Source organism: Streptomyces sp. NPDC026206, from assembly GCF_040638465.1.
Classification (GTDB): Bacteria; Actinomycetota; Actinomycetes; order Streptomycetales; family Streptomycetaceae; genus Streptomyces.
In genome coordinates this window covers 637,902-660,261 of the sequence record NZ_JBEZYL010000002.1, presented here as the reverse complement: position 1 = coordinate 660,261, position 22,360 = coordinate 637,902, and the positions used below count along the sequence as shown (strand labels likewise).

The window sequence follows — 22,360 nt, the reverse complement described above, 5'->3', positions numbered from 1 at the left end:
TTGGAAATCGCTGCCGTCAACGGACCCCGCGCGGTCGTCGTCTCCGGTGACACGCAGGCCGCGGAGGAATGGCTGCCGCAGTGGAAGGACGTCAAAACCACACGACTGCGGGTCTCCCACGCCTTCCACTCCCCCCGCATGGAACCCATGCTGGAAGAGTTCCGCCAGGTAGCAGCCGGCCTTCACTTCAACGAACCACAGATCCCCATCGTCTCCAACGTCACCGGCAAACTGGCATCGTCGGAGGTGACGGACCCGGAGTACTGGGTGCGGCACGTACGGCAGGCCGTGCGCTTCGCCGACGGCATACAGACCCTCTACGGCCTGGGCGTTCGCCGCTACCTGGAACTGGGACCGGACGCGGTACTGACCGCCATGGCCCGGCAGTGCCTGGACGACGAGGACGGCACGGTCTTCGCATCGGCGCTGCGCGCCCGGCGCCCCGAAGCCGAGACCTTCGCCGGGTTCCTCGGCCAGGCCCACCTCGCCGGAGTCGGCGTGGACTGGCCGGCCTACTACGCCGGCACCGGCGCCGAGCACGTCGCGCTACCCACCTACGCCTTCCAGCACGAGCGGTACTGGCTGGCGCCCAACACCGGCACCGCAGACGCGACCGCGGCCGGGCTGGGCCGGGTCGAGCACCCGATTCTGGCCGGTGCCGTCCACATCGGGGACCGGGACGAATGGGTGTTCACGGGCCGCCTGTCCACCGAGACCCAGCCCTGGGTCGCCGAGCACGTTCTCCTGGGCAACATCGTCGTACCGGGCACCGCACTCGTCGAGCTGGCACTCACTGCGGGTCGGCAGGTCGCCAGTCCCGTGCTCGACGAACTGGTGCGGGATGCGCCGCTCCTGCTGGAGGACGGTGTCGCGGTTCAGGTTCAGGTCACCGTCGGCCAGGCCGGTGCCGACGGCCGCCGCGAGGTGGCCATCTACTCGCGCCCGGAAACCGGTGGTGAGGAAGCGCTGCAGGAGGTGACGCGTCACGCCCGCGGCTGGCTGGCGGCCGGGGACGCGGAGCCGTCGGCGCCGCTCCCGGTGCAGTGGCCGCCGGCCGGCGCCGAACCGGTCGACGTCGAGGATCTCCATGCGCGGCTGGCCGACCTCGGCCTGGACCACGGGCCGCTGTTCCAGGGCGTACGGGCCGCATGGCGCTCCGGTGACGAGGTCTACGCCGAGGTGGCGTTGCCCGACGACGCCGGAGCCGACGGATTCGGTGTCCATCCGGCGCTGTTCGACGCCGCCCTCCACGGCGGAATGCTGGACAAGGACCCGGGATCGTCCGTGGACCTCCCGTACTCCTGGTCGGGAGTACGGCTCGGGCAGACGGGACTCTCGCGAGTGCGAGCACGGATCTGCCCGGCCGGTGACTCCGCGGTCCGGATCGATGTGGTCGGTGAGACCGGCGAACCGGTGGTGAGCGTGAGCGAGCTCGCGTTCCGTCCGGTGGAGCAGGCGGAGCTGGAGGCTGCGAGCCGGAGCGGGCAGAGTTCGCTGTTCCAGCTCGACTGGGTCTCCGTCGCGGCCGGGCCCTCGAAGCCGGCGCGGGTGGTGTTCCTCGGTGAGCCGGTGTCCCTCGGTGAGCCGGCCGCTTCGGGTGAGCGGCTCGCGGATCTGGACGCGCTGGAGAAGGCGCTCGCTGAGGGTGCTGCGGTCCCGGATGCGGTTGTTGTCGCGGCCCCGGCCGGGGCCGGTGATCCGGCGGAGTCTGCGCGGGCGACTGCCTGGCAGGCGCTGGAGCTGATCCAGCGGTGGCTGGCGAGCGAGGCGCTGACCGGGACGGTGCTGACGGTGGTGACCCGCAATGCGGTCGCCGTGGACGACGAGACGTCGGACGTGACGCAGGCGGCGGTGTGGGGTCTTGTGCACACTGCCCAGTCCGAGCACCCGGGCCGCTTCCTGCTCGTCGACCTCGACAACGGCGACGAGCCGGAGTGGGGCGCGCTGCTCGATCTCGACGAGCCGCAGATCGCCGTGCGCAAGGGGCGGTTGCTGGCGCCGCGGCTGACGCGTGCGTCGGCGGAGCCGTCGACCCGCACGCTGGATCCGGACGGCGCTGTGCTGATCACTGGTGGTACGGGTGGTCTGGGCGGGCTGTTCGCCCGCCACCTGGCCGAGCGGCATGGTGCGAAGCATCTGGTGCTGGTGAGCCGTCGTGGCCCTGCCGCCGACGGTGTGCAGGACTTGGTCGCGGAGCTCGAGGCCCTTGGTGCCAAGGTTCAGGTGGCCGCGTGCGATGTCACCGATCACACCCGGCTTTCCGCAGTCCTCGACACCTTGGACCGGCCGCTCACGGCGGTCGTGCATGCGGCGGGTGTGCTCGACGATGGTGTCGTCGAGTCGCTGACCGCTGAGCAGGTCGAGCGGGTGATGCGTCCCAAGGTCGATGCAGCGTGGCACTTGCACGAGCTCACCGCCGGGATGAACCTGTCGGCGTTCGTGCTGTTCTCCTCGGCGGCGACGCTGTTCGGCAATCCGGGGCAGGGCAACTACGCCGCCGCCAATGCGGCCCTCGATGCGCTCGCGACACAACGGCGCGCCGAAGGGCTGCCGGTCAGTTCGCTGGCGTGGGGTGTGTGGGCCGATGCGACCGGGATGACCGGTGAGTTCGGTGCGGCCGATCGCGCGCGCATGGAGCGGATGGGTGTCGCACCGCTGTCGGCCGAGCTCGGACTCAAGCTGTTCGATCAGGCGCTGGGGTTGGATGCGGCGCTGCTGGTGCCGGTCGGGCTGGAGCCGGCCGCACTGCGGGCGCAGGCACGGGCCGGGATGCTGCCGGCGCTGTTGCGCGGGTTGGTGCGGGAACCGGCGCGGCGGACGGAATCGGCGGGTGGGTCGCTGGCACAGCGGCTGGCCGCGGTGGCGGAGGAAGAGCGGGATCAGGTTGTCCTCCAGCTGGTGCGGGGGCAGGTGGCGGCCGTGCTGGGGCATGCCTCCCCTGCGGCGGTCGATCCGGACCGGGCTTTCCAGGAGCTGGGACTGGATTCCCTGGGGGCGGTCGAGTTGCGCAACCGGTTGACTCGGACCACCGGGTTGCGGTTGCCGACCACCTTCATTTTCGACCACCCGACTTCGGCGGCGGCCGCGAAGATGCTCTTCGAGATGCTCGGGGACGGATTGCCGGCGCCTCGCCATGACGCCATCGCGTCCGTGGGCCGCAACGGCCACGGAACACTCGCCGCGCTGCTCGGCCAGGCCTACGCGGAAGGGACGATGACGGACGCGTGGCAGTGGCTCGGTGAGGCATCGCGGTTCCGGCCCTCCTTCGCGTCGTCCGCCGAGCTGGAGGGCGACGACGGATACGTTGTGCAGCTCGCCTCGGGGCCAGGGTTGCCGAAGCTCGTCTGCGTACCGTCCTTCATGTACGTGGTCGGCTCCGGTCCGCATCAGTTCATGCGGTTCGCCGCTCGCTACGACGGGGTGCGGGACGTCTTCGCCTGTTCGCTCCCGGGATTTCGCGGCACCGATCCGGTGCCGGGATCCTGGGAAGCGGCGATCGAGGCCATGGCGGGCTCGATACTCCGGGCCGTCGGCGACGCTCCCTTCGTTCTGGCCGGCTATTCGGCCGGTGGTCTCATCGCGCACTCCCTGGCCGCCGCGCTCGAGGCCGCGGGCAATGCCGCGGCAGGCGTTGTCCTGATCGATACCCCCACGCCCGAGCAGGACGCGGCGATCGACCGGGCGTTCTCCGCGGTGACCACCGCGATGTTCGAGAACGAGCAGCGCGCCATGGTGATCGACGACGCCAACTGGCTCGGCATGGGCATCTACAGTCGCCTGGCCCGCGACCGGCGTCACGCCCGGATCGACACCCCGACCCTGCTGGTCCGGGCGACCGTGGCGCTCGGCGGAGACGGTCCGGCCGACTGGCCCGTCTGGGAGGTGTGCGACGACCAGGTCGAGATCGCCGCCGACCACCTGGCCCTGGTCGAGTCCGCGGCCACGGAGACCGCGGACGTCATCGAAAGGTGGCTCCAGGCATGAGCCGTTCCCTCTCTCAACGAGGCATTGCCGTTGCGGTTGTCCTCGTCGGTGTCTTCCTCGCCGGCCTCGACGCCGTCATCGTCAATATCGCGATACCCGACTTCGAGCGCTCGTTTCCGTCGTCGAGCCTGACCTCTCTGTCCTGGGTGCTGAATGCCTACGCGATTACGCTCGCCGCATTCCTGATACCCAGCGGCCGATGGGCGGACCAGGCCGGGCGCAAGCGGGTGTTCATGATCGGCCTGGTGCTGTTCACCGTGGCGTCGCTGGCCTGCGCCGCCGCTCCTACGCTCGGCGCGCTCATAGCGGCACGGGTCCTGGAGGGCGCCGGCGGAGCATTGATGATGCCGACGTCCCTCGGTCTGCTGCTCGCCCTCTTCCCGCCGGAAAAGCGCCGCACCGCGATCGCGTTGTGGACGTCGATGTCCGGTGTCGGCGCCGTCTTCGCGCCGCTGATCGGCGCGGTGTGCGTGCAGTTCGACTGGCGCTGGGTGTTCATCATCAACATTCCGATCGGGGCGGTAGCGACATACCTCGGCTGGAAAACGGTGCCGGAGGTCCGTGAGGACCGGCGTTCGGCGCAGGATGTGCTCGGCGCCCTGGTGCTCGCGGCCACCATCGCGGTGGTCGTCGCCGCAATCGTGCAGGGCCCCACCTGGGGGTGGGGTGGTCTCCGCGTGCTCAGCCTGATCGCCCTGGGCATTCTCGGCATCGCGTTCATCGTGCGTCGCGCATTCCGCCATCCCGCTCCCGTCATCGAGCCCGCCCTTTTGCGGATACGTTCCGTGGCGCTCGGCAATCTCGCCACGCTGTTGTTCAACGTCGGGTTCGGCGTCACGATGACCGGTACCACGCTGTTCCTGACGGAGGTGTGGGGCCACTCGGTGGTGCGCGCCGCGCTGGAATTCCTGCCGGGGCCGGTGATGGCGACGGCTCTCGCCGCGTCGGGCACCATGCTCACGGCCCGGTTCGGTGTCCGTGTGACCGGGCTGATCGGTGGTGTCGTCTTCGCGGCCTCGGGTCTGTGGTGGGCGGTCATGCTGGACGACAGCTCGGATTACGTGACCGGTTTTCTCCCGGGAATGGCCATCGGCGGGCTGGCTGTCGGCCTTGTCATGCCGGCCTGGTCCATGGCGACCACGACGGCACTGCCGACCGAGCGCTTCGCCACCGGCACCGCCATGGCGTGGATGTGCCGGCAGGTCGGGATCGCCATCGGTGTCGCGGTGACCGCGGCCTTCGTCGCTGTTCGTCCGGACGCCGCATCCTTCCGCAGCGTCTTCCTGCTCATGGCGGTTTGCGGCCTCGCCACCGGCCTCGCGCTGTTCGCGATCAAAGCGGACCGGCCTCCGGCGGTGGCCGGCGCGGATGCCCGGCGCGAGGAAGTACCGGCGCGGCTCACATGACCGGCCGGATTCCGCGAGCGGATCCGCCGCAAGGGCGGACACCCATGCCAACCACCGATCACGGAGAGTGAAATGGAAGCGCACGACATGACTCACGGTTCGCCGCACGGCGCGGGCGGTGCCACCGGGGACACGGCGTCTGCGGAAGCCGCCCGGTGCCCGGTCGGCCACGGCGCCGAGCCCGCGCGGACCGTCATCCCCGAAACGGCGCTGACGGGGCCGAAGATCCCCACACCGGTGCAGCTGGCGATTCTCCGGAAGCGCCCGACGAAATTCGCCGACTGGTGCCGCAATCGGTACGGCAGCCGGTACAAGGTGAGCATCATGCCCAACTCCCGGCTCTACATGCTCTCGGATCCGGACGAGGTGCGGGCGATGTTCATGGCGCCTCGCGATGTCATCCACACCGGGAACAGCAACCACGCCATCGAGAAGTTCACCGGCCAGACCGGGCTGGCATGGCTCGACGAGGACGAGCACAAGGTTCGGCGCAAGCAACTGATGCCGAGCTTCAAGGGGACGTCGCTGAAGCGCATCGAGGCGTCGATCAACGCCCGGATCCAGCGGGATATCGCCGCCTGGCCGCGTGAGCAGGCCCTCTGGGTGCACCCGCGGGCCCATATCTTCACGATGGAAGTCATCCGCGAGGTGATCTTCGGGCCGGTGGTTCCGTCGCGCTGGAACGAGCTGTTCGAAGTGCTCATGAAGATGATGCGGGTCAACCGCCGCCCGGCGGGCATCCTCATGCCGCACCGGATGCGGCCCGGTGTGGTGCGTGCGCTCGCGGCCATCCCGCCGGTGGGCCTGGGCCACTTCATCGAGCACCGCAAGCGCGCCGACGCGCTGCTCGCCGAGGCCGTCAAGGAGCGGATGGATGCCGGCGAACTCGGCGACGACATGCTCTCTCTGATGCTCGGCATCACCCACGAGGACGGCTCGCTGCTCAGTGCCTCGGAGATGCGCGACGAGATGATGACCATCTTCCTCGCGGGCACCGAGACGGTCGCGGCGACCGTCAGCTGGGCTCTTGAGTTCTTGAGCCTCGAACACGAGGTGCGCGACCGGCTGATCGCCGAGCTGGAGGAGGGCACGGAAGACACCTACCTCACCGCGGTCATCAATGAGGTGCTGCGGATGCGGCCGCCGCTCACCCACATCATCACCCGCGAAGTGGTGAAACCGATCGAGATCGGCGGCGTCCGCTACGAGCCCGGTGCGCGCTTGTGGGCCAACGCCTATCTGGTGAACCATGACCCGTCCCGCTACCCGGAACCGCATGTGTTCCGGCCCGAGCGCTTCCTGGGCGTCAACCCCGGAAATCACACCTGGATCCCCTTCGGCGGCGGTGCCACCCGCTGTCTCGGCGATCGCATCGCGATGGTCGAGCTCAAGGCGGTCCTCCGCGAGGTGCTGATGACCTGCGAGCTCCACCGGGCCAACCCGCGGCCGGCCGAGCTGCATGGACGCGGCATCGTTCTCGTGCCGGACACCGGTGCCCGCCTCGTGTTCCGGCCGCGGGTGCGGAAGGCGGAGCTGGTCAACAGCTAGGAAAGACCAGCAGATTGCCTCACCGGGTGGTCCCCGGGCCCACAGCAGCGCCCCGCGACCAACGAATCAGCTATCGGGAAGTATGGGAAACATCAGAAATGACTTCTAAGCAGCGGTGGGTACTGGTGCTGACCTCGCTGGCAGCATTGATGACCGCTCTGGATTCGATGGTGGTGATGACGGCGCTGCCGGCGATCCGGCTCGATCTGAACGCGTCCGTCGAGGAACTGGAATGGACCGTCAACGCCTATACCCTGGCCTTCGCGGTGCTGCTGATGGCGGGTACGGCGCTGGGCGACCGGTACGGCCGCAGGCGCGTATTCGCCATGGGGCTCGTGGTGTTCACTGTGGGTTCGGTGGCGTGTGCGCTCGCTCCCGGCATCGGCTGGCTCATCGCCGCGCGCGTTGCTCAGGGTGTCGGCGGAGCGGGCGTGATGGCGGTCGCGCAGGCACTGCTGGGTGCTGCGTTCGGTCCGCAGGAGCGGCCGAAGGCCCTGGGCGTGTTCGGGGCGGTGACAGGCCTGGCGACGCTGGTCGGGCCGATCGTCGGAGGCGTCGTCGTTCAGAATGTGGCCTGGCAGTGGATCTTCTGGATCAACATCCCGGTCGGGATGGTGCTGCTTCCGTTGATCCTCACCCGGCTCACCGAGAGCACCGGTGACGCACGCCGCTTCGATATCGGCGGTGTGGTGCTGGCCACCGTGGCGGCGTTCGGGCTGGTGTGGGGTTTCGTGCGCGGCAACGAGGCGGGCTGGTCCAGTGTCGAGGTGGTCGGCGGGTTTGTGATGGGCGCGGCCGCGGTGGCCGGATTCGTATGGTGGGAACTGCGCACGCCCGAGCCGTTGTTGCCCATTCGGTTCTTCGGGTCGCGGGCGTTCTCGGCCGGTAACTCGGCGATGTTCCTGCTGTTCGGCTGTGCGATGTCCGGTGTGTTTTTCTTCGCACAGTTCCTGCAGACCGCCCTGCATTACGATGCCCTTGCCACCGGTCTCCGGCTCGCGCCGTGGACCGTGGCGGTCTTCATCGGCTCTCCGATCGCGGGGCGGCTGGTGACCCGCTTCGGTGAACGTCCGCTGGTGGTGGCGGGATTGCTCCTGCAGGCGATCGCGTCCGGCTGGATCGCACTCATTGCGACCCCGGACATGACCTACGTGGAAATGGTTGCTCCGTTCGTGATCAGCGGCGCCGGCATCGCGCTGGCGGTTCCGGCGGTGATGGCGACGGTGTTCTCCTCCGTTCCGCCGGCGGCCGTCGGTGCGGCGTCGGGGACGTCCACCACCATGCGTCAGCTCGGCGGCGTCTTCGGTATCGCGGTTTCGGTATCGGTTTTCGCCACTGTCGGCGGCTATGGATCGGCGAAACAGTTCAGCGACGGGTTCAGTGCGGCGATCGCCACGGCCGCGGCACTGGCACTCGTCGGAGCGGTCGCCGGACTGGTGATACCCAAGCGGCAGACGGAAGTTGTCGAGGCGTAGATTGCCACCAGGGGGCACAGCCCGCGCTGGCAGCTGTGTCGCATAACCCGTTTCCGGGTCGTTGACCAGAGGCGAAGGGACCGCAGATGAGGTTACCGAACACCGCACACACCGCTCGGCCGTGGCGCATCCACGAGTTGGTGGGTGACTTTGTGCTCGAGGACGTGTGGGCGTTGCCCACACCCGGCGGTCCCGATGAATTCGGTCGCTTTGTGGAGATCTACTCGGACGATTCCAGATCGAAGGGCTCCGTCATAGCGGATGCGTTGTTCGCAATTCGCTGGAAGCTCGGGGCGCTGTTCGGCTTGGACAAAACCGACGGAGGCCTGGACTCCCGGGTGGCGTCGCTGCGGGACCGAGTGCCCGAAGATCTCCGTACCGGGCCGCGTGGACCCGATTTCGGCGTGTTCACCTCGCTGTATCTGACGGACGACGAGTGGGCGGCCGAGCTGGCCAACCGCACCTGTCACGCGGTGATGCACATGGGCTGGGTCTCGGACGGAGCCGGCGGCCACCACGCCGAGATGGCCGTGCTGGTGAAGCCCAATGGCCTGTTCGGGAAGGCGTACATGGCCGGGATCAAGCCGTTCCGGTATTGGCTCGTGTACCCGCCGATCATGCGGTCGCTCGCCAAGGACTGGCAGCGCCGCAACGTCGGCCGGACCGCAGGTTAGTCCATGCGGTTCCGGTGTGCCCGCGACGCATGCGCCGTCGGGCACACCCCGGCGGCGTGCATCGCCGCCCGGATTCTTTGGCGACGGTACGCGATCCGTTGAAGTCGACTCTGTAAGAACCTTTCTGTAAGAGCTGTTTCTGTTCGTGAGCCTCGGTGATCCTGCATTCGAAGCTTACTTTTTGCGGGTTGGGAAGGTCTGAAAGTTATGCAGGTGAATGAGGCCGGGCGAGGGCCCGATGGCCGGAGGACTCCGATGAACGAGCGTGCTGTTGCCGTAATCGGGATGTCGTGCCGGGTCCCGGGGGCCGACAACCCAGCTGCCTTCTGGCGGCTGTTGAGCGACGGTACCGACGCGATCACCGATGCGCCCGCGGACCGCGGGTACGACATCCCGGAGCTGGCACAGTTCCGCCGGGGAGGCTTCCTCGACCGCGTCGCCGACTTCGATGCCGGGTTCTTCGGCATCTCCCCGCGCGAGGCCGTGGCCATGGACCCGCGCCAGCGCCTGGCCCTCGAACTGAGCTGGGAGGCGCTGGAGGACGCCCGTACCGCACCGGAGAACCTGCGCGGCAGCTCCACCGCGGTCTTCCTGGGCGCCACGGGCGACGACTACGCCTCGCTCGTCCACCGCCACGGCCTGGACGCGGTGTCCCACCACTCGCTGGCCGGGCTGAGCCGGGGCGTGATCGCCAACCGGGTCTCCCACCAACTCGGCCTCCACGGGCCGAGCGTCACGGTGGACACCGCGCAGTCCTCGTCGCTGGTCGCCGTGCACATGGCGTGCGAGAGCCTGCTCTCCGGCGGCGCCCGGGTGGCCCTGGCCGGCGGTGTGCACCTGAACCTGGTGCCGGAGAGCACGGTCGCCTTCGCACGGGCGGGCGCGCTGTCCCCGGACTGCCGCAGCTACACCTTCGACGAGCGGGCCAATGGCTTCGTCCGGGGCGAGGGCGCCGGAGTGGTCGTCCTCAAGCGGCTGTCGGACGCGGTCGCCGACGGCGACCCCGTCTACTGTGTGCTGCTCGGCGGGGCGGTGAACCACGACGGCGACGGCCAGGCCCTGACCGTGCCCGACAGCGACGCACAGCAGGCCCTGCTGCGGGAGGCGTACGCCCGGGCCGGGGTCGAACCCGGTGACGTGCGGTACGTCGAGCTGCACGGCACCGGAACGAAGGCGGGCGACCCGGTCGAGGCCGGCGCGCTCGGCGCGGTGTTCGGCTCCGGCCGCGAGGCCGGGCAGCCGCTGCTCGTCGGGTCGGTCAAGACGAACATCGGCCACCTCGACGCCGCCGCGGGTGTCATCGGGCTGATCAAGGTCGCGCTGGCGATGAAGCACGGGGCTCTCCCCGCCAGCCTCAACTTCGCCGAGCCGCACCCGTCGATCCCCATGGAGCAGTGGAAGCTCCGGGTGAACGACGCCACCGGTCCGTGGCCCGAGGGCCGCCGGCTCGCCGGCGTCAGCTCGTTCGGCGTCGGCGGCACCAACTGCCACCTGGTGGTCGGCGCCCACACCGCCGCACCGGCGGAGGTTGCCGGACCCGAGCTCTCCGGCCCCGTACCGGTGGTGGTCTCGGCCAGGTCCGCGGCGGCGCTGCGCGCCCAGGCCGGGCGGCTGAAGGACTGGGTGGAGTCCCGTCCCGGGCTGCGCCCGGCGGATGTCGGCCACTCCGCGGTGACCACCCGGTCGGCGCTGAAGCACAGGGCGGTCGTGGTGGCCGCGGACCGCGCCGAGCTGCTGGCCGGCCTGTCGGCGCTGTCGGCGGGAGAACCGTCGGCGCACGTGGTGACCGGTTCCGTGACCGCTCGGCCCGGTGCGGTGTGGGTGTTCCCGGGCCAGGGCTCCCAGTGGGTCGGCATGGCCCGTGGCCTGTGGGACTCCTCCCCGGTGTTCGCCGCCCGGATGGCGGAGTGCGAGCGGCTGCTGGACGACCTGGTGGACTGGTCGCTGCGGGATGTCCTCGATGACGAGGCCGCGCTGGAGCGCGTGGACGTGGTGCAGCCCGCGCTGTTCGCGGTGATGGTGTCCCTGGCCGAGGTATGGCGCTCGGTCGGCCTGGTGCCGGATGCCGTCGTGGGGCATTCGCAGGGCGAGATCGCGGCCGCGTGCGCGGCGGGCATCGTCTCCCTGCCCGACGGGCTGCGGCTGGTGGTCAGCCGCAGCCTGGCCATCAACTCCGGGCTCTCCGGCCGTGGCGCGATGGCCTCGCTGGCGATGCCCGCCGAGGAGGTGGACCACGACGGGGTTTCGGTCGCCGTGGTGAACGGCCCCAACTCGGTCGTGGTCGCCGGGGAGGTCGACGCGGTGCACGCGGCGGTGGCCCGGTGCCGGGAGCGCGGCATCCGCGCCAAGATCGTACCGATCGACTACGCCTCCCACTCCGCACAGGTGGAAGCGATCCGGGACGAGATGCTGCGGGTCGCCGACGGCGTCGCGACCACCGACAGCGGCATCGCCTTCTACTCCACGGTCACCGGTGGCCGGGTGGACGTCAGGGAGCTGGACGCCGAGTACTGGTACCGCAACCTGCGGCAGACGGTGCGGCTCCACGAGACCGTCCAGGCGCTGGCCGACGCGGGCCACACGCTGTTCCTGGAGCTCAGCCCGCACCCGACGCTGACCATGGCCATTTCCGACACCGTGGACACCGCGCTGGTCCAGGGCACGCTGCGCAGGCGGGAGGACGAACCCCGCCGGCTGCTGCTGTCCATGGCCGAGCTGTACACCCAGGGCGTCGCCGTGGACTGGCGGCCGCTCCTGGAGGGCTCCCGCCGTGTGGAGCTGCCCACCTACGCCTTCCAGCGGGAGAGGTTCTGGGTCACCGGGGAGCGCGGGGAGCCGCGCGCCCTGCCGTCGGCCGACGCCGCGCCCGCGGATTCCGCGGCGGCCCCGGCGGCGGAGTCCGCCCGGCTGTCCGACCAGGAGCTGTGGAGGCTGGTCCGCTCCCACACGGCGGCCGTGCTCGGGCTCGCCGACCCGAGGCTGGTGGAAGCCGACAGCACGTTCAAGGAGCTCGGCTTCGACTCGGTGACGGCGGTGGAGCTGAGCAGCCGGCTGGGCACCGCGGCGGGACTGCGGCTGCCGACCTCGCTGCTGTTCGACTACCCCACCCCCAACGCGCTCGTCCAGCACCTGCGTGCGGAGCTGGCCGGACCCGGTACGGACCGGCGCCCGGACGAGGCGGCCGCCGTGGTCACCGGTGACCCGATCGCGATCGTCGGCATGAGCTGCCGGTTCCCCGGTGGGGTGACCTCGCCGGAGGACCTGTGGCGGCTGGTCTCCGAGGGCGCGGACGCGATCACGGGCTTCCCGCAGGACCGTGGCTGGCGCCTGGAGTCCGGCGCGGACTTCCCGCGCCGGGGCGGCTTCCTGGCCGGTGCCGGGGACTTCGACGCCGGCTTCTTCCGCATCAGCCCCCGCGAGGCGCTGGCGATGGACCCGCAGCAGCGGCTGGTGCTGGAGGTGGCCTGGGAGGCGCTGGAACGGGCCGGTCAGGATCCGGCCGCGCTGCGCCGCAGCCGGACGGCGGTCTTCATGGGCGCCATGAGCCAGGACTACCTGCCGCGCCTGCACGACGTGCCCGAGAACCTCGGCGGCTACGCCCTGACCGGCAGCGCCTCCAGCGTGGTGTCCGGCCGGATCGCCTACACCCTGGGCCTCGAAGGGCCCGCGGTGACCGTCGACACGGCGTGCTCGTCGTCGTTGGTGGCGCTGGACCTGGCGGCCAAGTCCCTGCGTTCGGGTGACTGCTCCCTGGCCCTGGCGGGCGGTGTGACGGTGATGTCGACGCCCGGCATGTTCATCGAGTTCGCCCGGCAGGGCGGGCTGGCCGCCGACGGCCGGTGCAAGGCGTTCTCCGACGCGGCCGACGGCACCGGCTGGTCCGAGGGCGTGGGCGTGCTGGTGCTGGAACGGCTCTCCGACGCCCGGCGCAACGGTCACCGGGTGCTGGCGGTGCTGCGCGGTTCGGCGGTCAACCAGGACGGCGAGTCCAATGGGCTCACCGCGCCCAACGGCCCGTCGCAGGAGCGGGTGATCCGGCAGGCGCTGGCGTCCGCGGGCCTGTCCACGGCGGACGTCGACGCAGTCGAGGCACACGGCACCGGCACCAGCCTGGGCGATCCCATCGAGGCCCAGGCACTGCTGGCCACCTATGGGGAGGACCGTGAGCGTCCGCTGTGGCTGGGGTCGCTGAAGTCGAACATCGGCCACACCCAGGCGGCGGCCGGTGTCGCGGGCGTGATCAAGATGATCATGGCCATGCGGCACGGTGTCCTGCCCCGGACGCTCCATGCCGACCGGCCGTCCCACCACATCGACTGGTCGTCGGGTGCCGTGGAGCTGCTGACCGAGGAGCAGGCCTGGCCGGAGGCCGAACGGCCGCGGCGGGCCGGTGTCTCGTCCTTCGGCATCAGCGGGACCAACGCGCACGTGATCATCGAGCAGGGCGACCTCGACGAGCCCCGGGACCGGGCCGGTGAACAGGAGCCGGCGGGTGTCGTGCCGTGGCTGGTGTCGGCGCGCAGCGCCCACGCGCTGACGGGCCAGGCCGAGCGGCTGCGGACGGCGGTATCCGCCGAACCGGCACCGCGCGTGGCCGATGTGGCGTTCTCCCTCGCCACGGACCGGACGGACCTGGAGCACCGCGCGGTGCTGCTGGGTTCCGGGCGGGCGGAGTTGCTGTCCGCGCTGGACGCGCTGGCGACGGGCGGCCGGGCGCCGGGCCTGGTCACGGGCAGTGCGGCGGTCGCGCCGAACGTCGGCGTCCTGTTCTCCGGCCAGGGCAGCCAGCGGCTCGGCATGAGCCGTGACCTCATCGCCGCTTTCCCGGTGTTCGCCCGGGCGTGGCGCGAGGTCTGCACCGAGCTCGATCCGCTGCTGGCACACCCGCTCGACAGTGTGGTGGCGGCCGAGCCGGGCTCGGAGCAGGCGCGGCTGCTCGACGAGACGGCGATGACGCAGCCCGCGCTCTTCGCCTTCGAGGTGGCGGCGTTCCGGCTGCTGGAGTCGCTGGGGGTCGCCCCCTCGGTCCTGATGGGGCACTCGATCGGCGAACTGGCCGCCGCGCAGGTGGCGGGCGTGTTCTCGCTCGCCGACGCGGCCCGGCTGGTCGCCGCCCGGGGCCGCCTGATGCAGGCGCTGCCCGGGGGCGGGATGATGGTGGCCGTCCAGGCCGCCGAGGAGGCGGTCGCCGCCGCGCTGAAGGGCTACGAGGGATCCGCCTCGATCGCCGCGGTGAACGGCCCCACCGCCACGGTGATCTCCGGCGCCGAGGAGGTGCTCGCCGAGGTCGAGTCGGCGTTCGCCGCCGAGGGCCGCAAGACCACACGGCTGCGGGTCTCGCACGCGTTCCACTCGCCCCTGATGGAGCCGATGCTGGCGGAGTTCCGGGAGGTGGCGCGGTCGGTGTCGTACGCGGCGCCGCGCATCGCGATCGTCTCCAACGTGACCGGCCGCCTGGCCGAAGACGGTGAGCTGCAGCAGCCGGAGTACTGGGTGCGCCATGTCCGCGAGGCGGTGCGCTTCGCCGACGGCGTGCGCGCCACGGTCGCGGCCGGGGCCGATGTCCTGGTCGAGGTCGGTCCGGACGGGGTGCTGACCGCCATGGCCCGGGAAACCCTGGCCGGGACCGCACCGGAGCTGCCGGCGGTCCCGCTGGTCCGCAAGGGCCGGTCCGAAGCGCGTTCGGTCGCCGAGGCACTGGCGCGCCTGCACGTCGCGGGCGTGCCGGTCGACTGGCGGGGCTACCTGGCCACCCTGGGCGTCACCGGGCACCATGTCGATCTGCCCACCTATGCCTTCGACCGGCAGCGGTACTGGGCGGAGCCGGTCCCCGCACGGGGCGATCTCACCAGCGCGGGACTCGCCGCGATCGAGCACCCGTTCCTCGCCGCCGCCACCGACCTCGCCGTCGGTGACCAGCTGGTGCTCAGCGGCCAGGTCTCGCCGGCCGACGATCCCTGGCTGGCCGACCACGCGATCTTCGGCAACACGGTGTTCCCGGGCGCGGCCTTCCTGGAGATGGCGCTGCACGCCATGGACGGCGCCGGCTGCGGGAGTGTCGAGGAACTGACCCTGCAGGCGCCGCTGACCCTGGCCGACGACACGGTCCAGCTGCAGATCGTCAGCGGCGCGGCCGATGACTCGGGGCGGCGTGAGATCGGCGTCTACTCCCGTGCGGCAGCCGCGGGAGCGACGTCCTGGACGCAGCACGCGACCGGCACACTCTCCGCCGCCACCCCGGCGGTGCCGGACGCGGCCGCCTGCGAGGTATGGCCCCCGGAGGGAGCCACACCGGTGGAGCTGGCGGACTTCTATCCGGAGCTCGTCGGCCGCGGCTATGCGTACGGGCGGGCCTTCCAGGGGCTGCGTGCCATGTGGCGCCTGGACAACGAGGTCTACGGCGAGATACGGCTGCCCGACGACGTGCCGCGCGCCGCGGACGGTTTCATCCTCCACCCGGCGTTGTTCGACGCGGCCCTGCACCCGATGCTGTCGCTGCTGGCCGACTCGGACCGGACGCTGCTGCCGTACTCCTGGTCGGGGGTGTCGCTCCAGGCACCGGCCGGCAGGGAACTGCGGGTCCGGGTGGCGCGCAAGGACACCCATGAGGTGTCGCTGCGGATCACCGGCCCCAGCGGCACACCGGTGTTGTCCGTCGAGTCGCTGGCGCTGATGCCGGCCTCCGTCGAGCAGCTGACCGGTGGCGCTGCGGCCGACTCCCTGTTCGTGGTGGACTGGGCGCCGCTGCCCGAGCCCGCCGGCGCAGGCCGGCCGGCGCCGGAGCTGGAGTTCACGCGGGTGGCCGCGGACGGATCGGGGGACGTCCCCGCGTCCGCCCGGGCCACGGCCCACGAGGTGCTCGGCCTGGTGCAGGAGTGGCTGCAGGACGAGCGCCAGACCCGACGGGTGATCGTGACGCGCCAGGCGGTGGCGGTTGCCCAGGACGAGTCCCCCGACCTGTCCGGCGCCCCGGTCTGGGGCCTGGTGCGGTCGGTCCAGGCGGAACACCCTGACCGGTTCATCCTGGTGGACACGGACGGGCACGAGGCATCCGAGCGTGCGCTGACCGCACTGGATCTGTCCGGCGAGCCGCAGGTGGCGATCCGCCGGGGCGTGGCGTATGTGCCGCGCCTGGTCGCGGCACCGCCGGCGCAGGCCGGACGACCGGAGTGGGACCCGCGGGGCACGGTGCTGCTCACCGGAGCGACGGGCGCGCTCGGCGCGCTGTTCGCCCGGCACCTGGTGACCGAGCACGGGGTGCGGCACCTGCTGATGCTCAGCCGGCGGGGCACGGCGGCGCCCGGTGCGACCGAGCTGGCCGCGGAACTGACCGCGCTCGGCGCCGAGGTCACCCAGGCCGTCTGCGATGTGGCCGACCGTGCCGCGCTGGCCGAGCGGATCGCCGGGATCCCGGCGGAGGCGCCGCTGACCGCGGTCGTCCACCTGGCGGGTGTGCTCGACGACGGTGCCGCGGAGAAGCTGACGGCCGACCAGCTGGACCGGGTGCTCCGGCCGAAGGTCGACGCCGCCTGGCACCTGCATGAACTGACCGAGGAGCTGGGTCTGTCGGCGTTCGTCCTGTACTCGTCCGTCGCCGGGGCGATCGGCACTGCCGGCCAGGCGAACTACGCCGCCGCCAACACCTTCCTCGACGCCCTGGCCGCGCACCGCAAGGCCGCCGGACTGCCGGCGATCTCGCTGGCGTGGGGCCCGTGGGAACTCGGTATGGCGGGCGAGCTCGGCCAGGCCGACCTGGCGCGGTTCCGGCGCAACGGCATGGTGCCGCTGGCCGCCGGGAAGGGGACCGCACTGTTCGACGCGGCGCTCGCGCTGGATGCGGCGCTGGCGGTGCCCACCGTGCTCGACAAGGCCGCGTTGCGGGAACTGGCAACCGTGCCCGCGCTGCTGCGCGGCATGGTCGAGCCGCGGCGCAAGCCTGCCGGGGAACCGGCCGAGCCGGCACTCGTCCAGCGCCTGGCGGGGCTGGACGTCGACGAGCAGCTGAACGAACTGGTGGAACTGCTGCTCACCACCGCGGCGACGGTGCTGGGCTACCCGTCCGCCGACGACATCGACGCCGAGCTGTCCTTCAAGGAGATCGGCTTCGACTCCCTGAGCGGAGTGGAGTTCCGCAACGAGGTCAAGAAGGACACGGGGGTGCAGATCCCCGCGACGGTGATCTTCAACTACCCGACCCCGGCGGCACTGGCGGGACGCCTGCGGGAGCTGCTGTTCCCCGAGGACGCGCTCGACGCGGAACCGCAGGACAACGACGAGGACCTGATAGCGGACGAGGTGGATGACGAGATCGACGCCATGGACGTCGAGAACCTCATCCAGCGTGCTTTCGAGTGAGTGGTGGGACAATGAAACCCGAAGACCTGAAGACCGTCCGACAGTTCGTCAAGAACGAACTCGTCGCCGGTGACCCACAGTTGGACACATTGTCGGAGAAGCCCCTGGAGCTTTACGGCAAGTTCCGCGAGACCGGACTCGCGAACTGGTGGCTGCCCGAGGAGTTCGGCGGCCGTGGGATCGGCCTCGAGGACAGCGTCGAGATCGTCAACGAGATCGCCTACGGTGACGCCGGTGTGGCCTTCACGCTGTTCATCTCGGTCCTGGGCACCAGCATGGTGCAGCTCTACGGATCCGACGAACTGAAGGCCCGCTACCTGGCACCCATGGCGGCCAACGGATCCTTCTGCGCCGCCCTGGGCAGCGAGCGTACCGCGGGCAGTGAACTCAACAAGATCGAGACGGTGGTCGCCCGGGACGGGAACGAACTGGTCGTCACGGGAGAGAAGTTCTTCTCCACCAATACCGATTTCGCGGACTTCCTGGTCGTCATCGCCAGGGCGGCGGACGATCCGGAAACGCACCACGCCGTTCTGGTGCCGCGGGACACGCCTGGAGTCGAGATCGTCAAGCGGTGGGACGTCAACGGCCTGCGGGCCTCGCACACCTACCAGGTGAAGCTGGACAACTGCCGGGTGCCCGCCGCCAACCGGCTGGAGGGTTCCGGGCTCCGGCTGCTGGAGATCGGCCTCAACGCCAGCCGGATCCTGATCGCGGCGACCGCGATCGGGATCGCTCGCCGGATCCGTGACCACTGCATGACCTACGCCAAGAGCAAGCCGTTCCGGGACGGCACCCTGCTCGACAGCCCGGTGTTCGCTCAGAAGCTCGGGCAGATGGAGATGCAGATCGACGTCATGAAGAGCCACTGCCTCAGGGCGGCCCGTGACTACGACAAAATCATGGAAGGTCCCGACGCGGCCGCCGTGTTCGCCCGGCAGGGCACACTGAAGGCGGCGCTGACCGCCAAGGTGTTCTGCGGCCAGACCGGCTGGGACATAGCCGGCGTCGGCTCCGAGATGTTCGGCGGGCTCGGATACACCGACGAGATGCCCATCGGGAAGCTGCTGCGGGACATCCGCTACGTCTCGATCGTCGAGGGCGGCGACGACGTCCTGAGGGAGCTGCTCTTCGGCCGCTATGTGATCCCGGTACCGCGCCGGTCGTAGCGATGAGTCCGGCCCCGGCCCCGACCCCGTCGGGGCCGGGGCCGTGAACTGCCCGCTGACGACACGGCTGGGCCGAGCCGGCTCGACGCACCGCATCAAGCCGAGCCGGCATCACCGCAGCGACCGCTCCTGCGGTCAGGGCCGGTCGTGCCAGGCGAATGCCGCGATCCGCCAGCCCTCTGGGGTGCGGACGAACTGGAAGGTCTTGGTCCCGCCTCCCTCGAACGGCTCACCGTCCAGGATCCCGGACTTGCGGTACTCGCCGAACCGCGACGCGATATCGCCCGCGATCTCGGTCCGTTCGGAGGTCTCCCACTCGGAGAACTCGACCAGCCGGCCGTCGGCCAGCAGCCGCCGGCGAGGCTCGATGAACTCCTCCACCGTGTAGACCGTGAACCCCGGGCCACTCATGACGATCACGCCACCCGGAAGAACCAGCCGACGGATCCGGGCCACGTCGGCAGCCTTGCCACTCCGATTGTCAAAGGCGCCGTAGAACTCGGCGGTCACCACATCTATCTCGACCTTGGACATGGCGCGACAGTAACAGGGCTCGCGTTCCGCCGACCCGCTCCCGGAACCTGTTATCGCACCCGCGTTCGAGATGACGTCTCGCCCTTTGGGGAACAAATGTTCGGAACAAGGGGGTGGCACCCCGACCAAAAAGGGATGTATGTCCATGTTGCCCGGATAAGATATGTGTCATGGTCAAGCCTGGACAGTCGCGGCTCCGCCGTCCTCACCGCCGGTGGTCCCTTGTTCTGCTGTCCCCGGTGATCCTGACCGTGGTCATCGCCGCCCTGGCGTACTCCACGCCCCCGGACATGGCCTTCAGTCGCATCCTGCCCGCGGCCCCCGCTCTGGCGGCCGCCATGTGGCCCGTGCTTCCCACCGTGCTGCTGGGGACGGTCTGCTTTCTGCTCATGATCGGCCTCAGCCTCGTGTTCCCCGGCCTCGGGGCGTGGTACACGGTGGCGGGCATCGTCGCGGTCACCGTGGCGGCCGCGTACGGAAGTCACGTCCGGCTCCAGCGCGAGCAGGCCCTCTTCCAGGTCCGGCTCGTCGCCGACGCGGCGCAGAAAGTGGTCCTGAGCCCGATGCCGCGCTGCTTCGGGGGCATCGAGATCGAGGCGCTGTATCTCGCGGCCGCCAAGGAGGCCCGTATCGGTGGCGACTTCTACGAGGTGGCCGACACGCGGTTCGGGGTCCGGTTGCTCATCGGCGATGTGCGGGGCAAGGGGCTGCCGGCGGTGGGAGCGGCCGCAGCCGTGGTCAACTCCTTCCGGGAGGCGGCCTACGACGAGCCCGGTCTGGGCGGCATCGCACGCCGCCTGGAGGCCAGCAGCACCCGTTACAACGCCGCGTTCTCCCCTGAGGACCTGATGGAGCGCTTCACGACCGCCGTTCTCGTCGAGCTCCCGTACGAGAACGGCCTCGTCAGAATCCTCAACTGCGGGCATCCGCCACCGCTGCTCCTCAGCCGGGAGGGGCTACGCGTCCTGCATCCCACCGCTCCCTCGCCGCTTCTCAACCTCGCGGACCTGATCGGCGATCACTACAGCATCGACACCTTCGACTTCGCCCGCGGCGACCAGTTGCTCCTCTATACCGACGGCGTCACGGAGGCCCGCGACCGCAACGGGGAGTTCTTCCCCCTGGCGGACTGGATGCGGCGGCAAACCCCGGTGCACCCCCGCGAGCTGCTCGACGGGCTCCACCACGACCTCCTCCTCTACAGCAGCGGAGACCTCGACGACGACATCGCCGCTCTCTCCGTGCGCCTGCGTGAAATTCCGGACCCGCTTGACGGCCAGCGGGCCAAGTCCGGGTAGACGCGCCCAGGGCCACCCGGTGGTGCCGTTCACAACCGCCGGATGAGCGGGGACCTGGACTTTGGCCACGGCCGTTGACTTCACGGTGAAACAGCTCGCCGGCTCCGCCCCGCCCCGGGCTCCCGGAGGTCAGCGCACGCCGTCCGGCCCGAGGCGCTCGACGAGCGCGCGGAGGATGAAGAGGTTCGGGATCTCGGACACCCTGGAGCCCAGCCCGTGCCACGTCCCGTCGATGTTGAGCTTGATGGCTCCCTTCCGGATCCGGATGTGCCGGACCTGCGGCCACCGCGCGCAAACCTCGCCACACCAGACCTTCTCCCTGGTCAGCCGAATATCGCCGAAGGCCAGGCACTCACCCATGTCAAGTGCGGCAAGCGCCCGGGGCAGTTGGGCGCGGATGACGCCCCGCTGGATCTCGGACCGCCATTCCGTCGCGTCGCCGCCGGGCTCCGGCCTGCCGCGCAGCACGACTCGTTCCCCGTCGACGTCGGTGAGCGTGCAGGCGGTGCCGGCGCGGGCTGAGTCGTGCGGGTGCAAGGTGTTCGTCCGGAATACGGAGGTGGTGTCGTAGCGGACGACGTGGATCCGCCCCTGCACGGCAACCGTCATTCCGTGCTCGTACAGGTCCAATCGCGCGTCATCGCGCACCTTCGTCGCGGAAGGCCTGTCGTACCGGACGAAGGCCAGCAGACCGCGGATCCCCCGGGCCCCCAGGGCCTTCCTGTGTGCCGTATGCGCGGTCCCTGCGTAGGTGGCACGCCGCCTGCCGAGGTGCTCGCGGCCGGCCGCCGCCGAGATCCTCGCCAGCAGCAGCTCCTCGCTGGGCGTACGCCGCGTCGGTCCGGTCACTGCGCGGTACCGGTGAGGTCGAGGCAGGCTTCGTCTCCGCGCAGAATCATCTGGTGCGTCCGCCGCAGCATCCGGCCCGGAGAGACACCCAGGTCGTCGGCCAGGCGGCGGCGGGTGCGGTCGAACACGGTCAATGCGTCGGCCTGCCGGCCGCTGAGGTACAGCGCACGCATCAGCATCGCGGCGACCGGTTCGTTCAGGGGCTGCGCCATGGTCAAGGCCGACAGCTCGGCGATCGCTTCGCAGTGCCGGCCCAGCCGCAGCTGCCAGTCGAGCTTCCGCTGCACGAGGACGATCCTGCGCTCGGTGAGCCGCAGCCGCTCCAGCTCGGCGAACGGCCCCGGCTGGCCGGCCAGGGGCTCTCCACGGAACAGGTCCAGCGCCTGGGAGCAGGCACGGACCGCCTCGGTCAGGTCGCCCGCCCGCTCGGCCGTGCCGGCTGCGGTGACCAGTTCCTCCACGCGCGCCACGTCCACGGTGACCGCGCCGGAGAGCAGCCGGTAGCCGCACCGGTCGCGCTCTATCACCGAGTCCGGGCTGCCTCCCACATGCAGGATCTTGCGCAGCCGGTAGATGTACACCGGCACCACGTTCGTGTTCGGCGGCTCCTCCCCCCACACTCCATCCAGCAGTTCCTGCCGGCTGACCGTCCGGCCCAGGCACAGCGCCAGCACTGTCAGTACGGCTTGCTGGCGCAGATGCCCCAGGTCCAGGGGCTGTCCGTCGCGCCACGCCCGCAGTGGTCCGAGCACCGAGATCCGTAACCGCGGTTCGGGCACGTGCCGGGTGGCAGCCTGTGGCACCGGGCTTGTCGCCTGCCTGCGGGGACCGCGGCCGGGGGCGACCAGACCGCAGTCGAAGGCGTGGACGATGGCGGCGGCCCGGTCACGCAGCCCGAGTTTGACGAGGATCCGTGCGAGGTGTCCGGCCACGGCGTCCTCGGGGATGGCGAGGGCGGCGGCGATCTCGTCGTCTCTCAGGCCACAGCCGACCGCGTAGAGCATCTCGCGCTCCTGGTGCCTGAGCGTGGTGACGGTCGGCTGGCCGGTGGTTGCGGTGATCGGCATC

General features: G+C 70.5%; 11 protein-coding genes. 8 read left to right on the top strand and 3 right to left on the bottom strand.

Features of this window, described 5'->3' with window-relative positions; genetic code table 11:
• The 7 genes from AB0F13_RS06315 to AB0F13_RS06285 form a co-directional block, all read left to right on the top strand.
• The coding region (locus tag AB0F13_RS06315) for an SDR family NAD(P)-dependent oxidoreductase (RefSeq protein WP_362075988.1) at positions 1–3,984 on the top strand (3,984 nt) is incomplete at its 5' end.
• Positions 3,981–5,390, top strand: coding sequence for an MFS transporter (locus AB0F13_RS06310; protein WP_362075985.1), 1,410 nt, complete (start codon positions 3,981–3,983; stop codon positions 5,388–5,390). The genes AB0F13_RS06315 and AB0F13_RS06310, both read left to right, overlap by 4 nt.
• Before the next feature lie 87 nt (positions 5,391–5,477).
• Positions 5,478–6,938: a cytochrome P450 gene (locus AB0F13_RS06305; RefSeq protein ID WP_362075982.1), complete on the top strand. Its 1,461-nt coding sequence runs from the start codon at positions 5,478–5,480 to the stop codon at positions 6,936–6,938.
• A 125-nt stretch (positions 6,939–7,063) separates the two neighbouring features.
• Positions 7,064–8,413 (top strand): DHA2 family efflux MFS transporter permease subunit, encoded by a 1,350-nt coding sequence (locus AB0F13_RS06300; RefSeq protein ID WP_362075979.1) that lies wholly within the window; start codon positions 7,064–7,066, stop codon positions 8,411–8,413.
• Positions 8,414–8,499: 86 nt separating this feature from the next.
• Complete coding sequence (locus tag AB0F13_RS06295) at positions 8,500–9,087, top strand: DUF2867 domain-containing protein (RefSeq protein ID WP_362075976.1); 588 nt, start codon at positions 8,500–8,502, stop codon at positions 9,085–9,087.
• Between the two features lie 207 nt (positions 9,088–9,294).
• Entirely contained in the window at positions 9,295–17,442 is an 8,148-nt protein-coding gene (locus AB0F13_RS06290) for a type I polyketide synthase (RefSeq protein WP_362075973.1), read from the top strand.
• A gap of 11 nt (positions 17,443–17,453) precedes the next feature.
• Positions 17,454–18,611, top strand: coding sequence for an acyl-CoA dehydrogenase family protein (locus tag AB0F13_RS06285; protein WP_362075970.1), 1,158 nt, complete (start codon positions 17,454–17,456; stop codon positions 18,609–18,611).
• A gap of 135 nt (positions 18,612–18,746) precedes the next feature.
• On the opposite strand, the gene AB0F13_RS06280 is transcribed toward AB0F13_RS06285, so the two are convergent.
• Entirely contained in the window at positions 18,747–19,145 is a 399-nt protein-coding gene (locus tag AB0F13_RS06280; protein ID WP_362075967.1) for a DUF4440 domain-containing protein, read from the bottom strand.
• 170 nt (positions 19,146–19,315) lie between these two features.
• On the opposite strand from AB0F13_RS06280, the gene AB0F13_RS06275 reads away from it, so the two are divergent.
• Positions 19,316–20,443 (top strand): PP2C family protein-serine/threonine phosphatase, encoded by a 1,128-nt coding sequence (locus AB0F13_RS06275; protein ID WP_362075964.1) that lies wholly within the window; start codon positions 19,316–19,318, stop codon positions 20,441–20,443.
• A gap of 129 nt (positions 20,444–20,572) precedes the next feature.
• Here the strand turns inward: AB0F13_RS06275 and AB0F13_RS06270 are convergent, their stop codons facing one another.
• Complete coding sequence (locus AB0F13_RS06270; RefSeq protein ID WP_362075961.1) at positions 20,573–21,292, bottom strand: DUF6585 family protein; 720 nt, start codon at positions 21,290–21,292, stop codon at positions 20,573–20,575.
• Positions 21,289–22,359, bottom strand: coding sequence for a BTAD domain-containing putative transcriptional regulator (locus AB0F13_RS06265; RefSeq protein WP_362075958.1), 1,071 nt, complete (start codon positions 22,357–22,359; stop codon positions 21,289–21,291). The genes AB0F13_RS06270 and AB0F13_RS06265 overlap by 4 nt, the downstream gene beginning before the upstream one ends.
• Position 22,360: the final 1 nt, after the last annotated feature.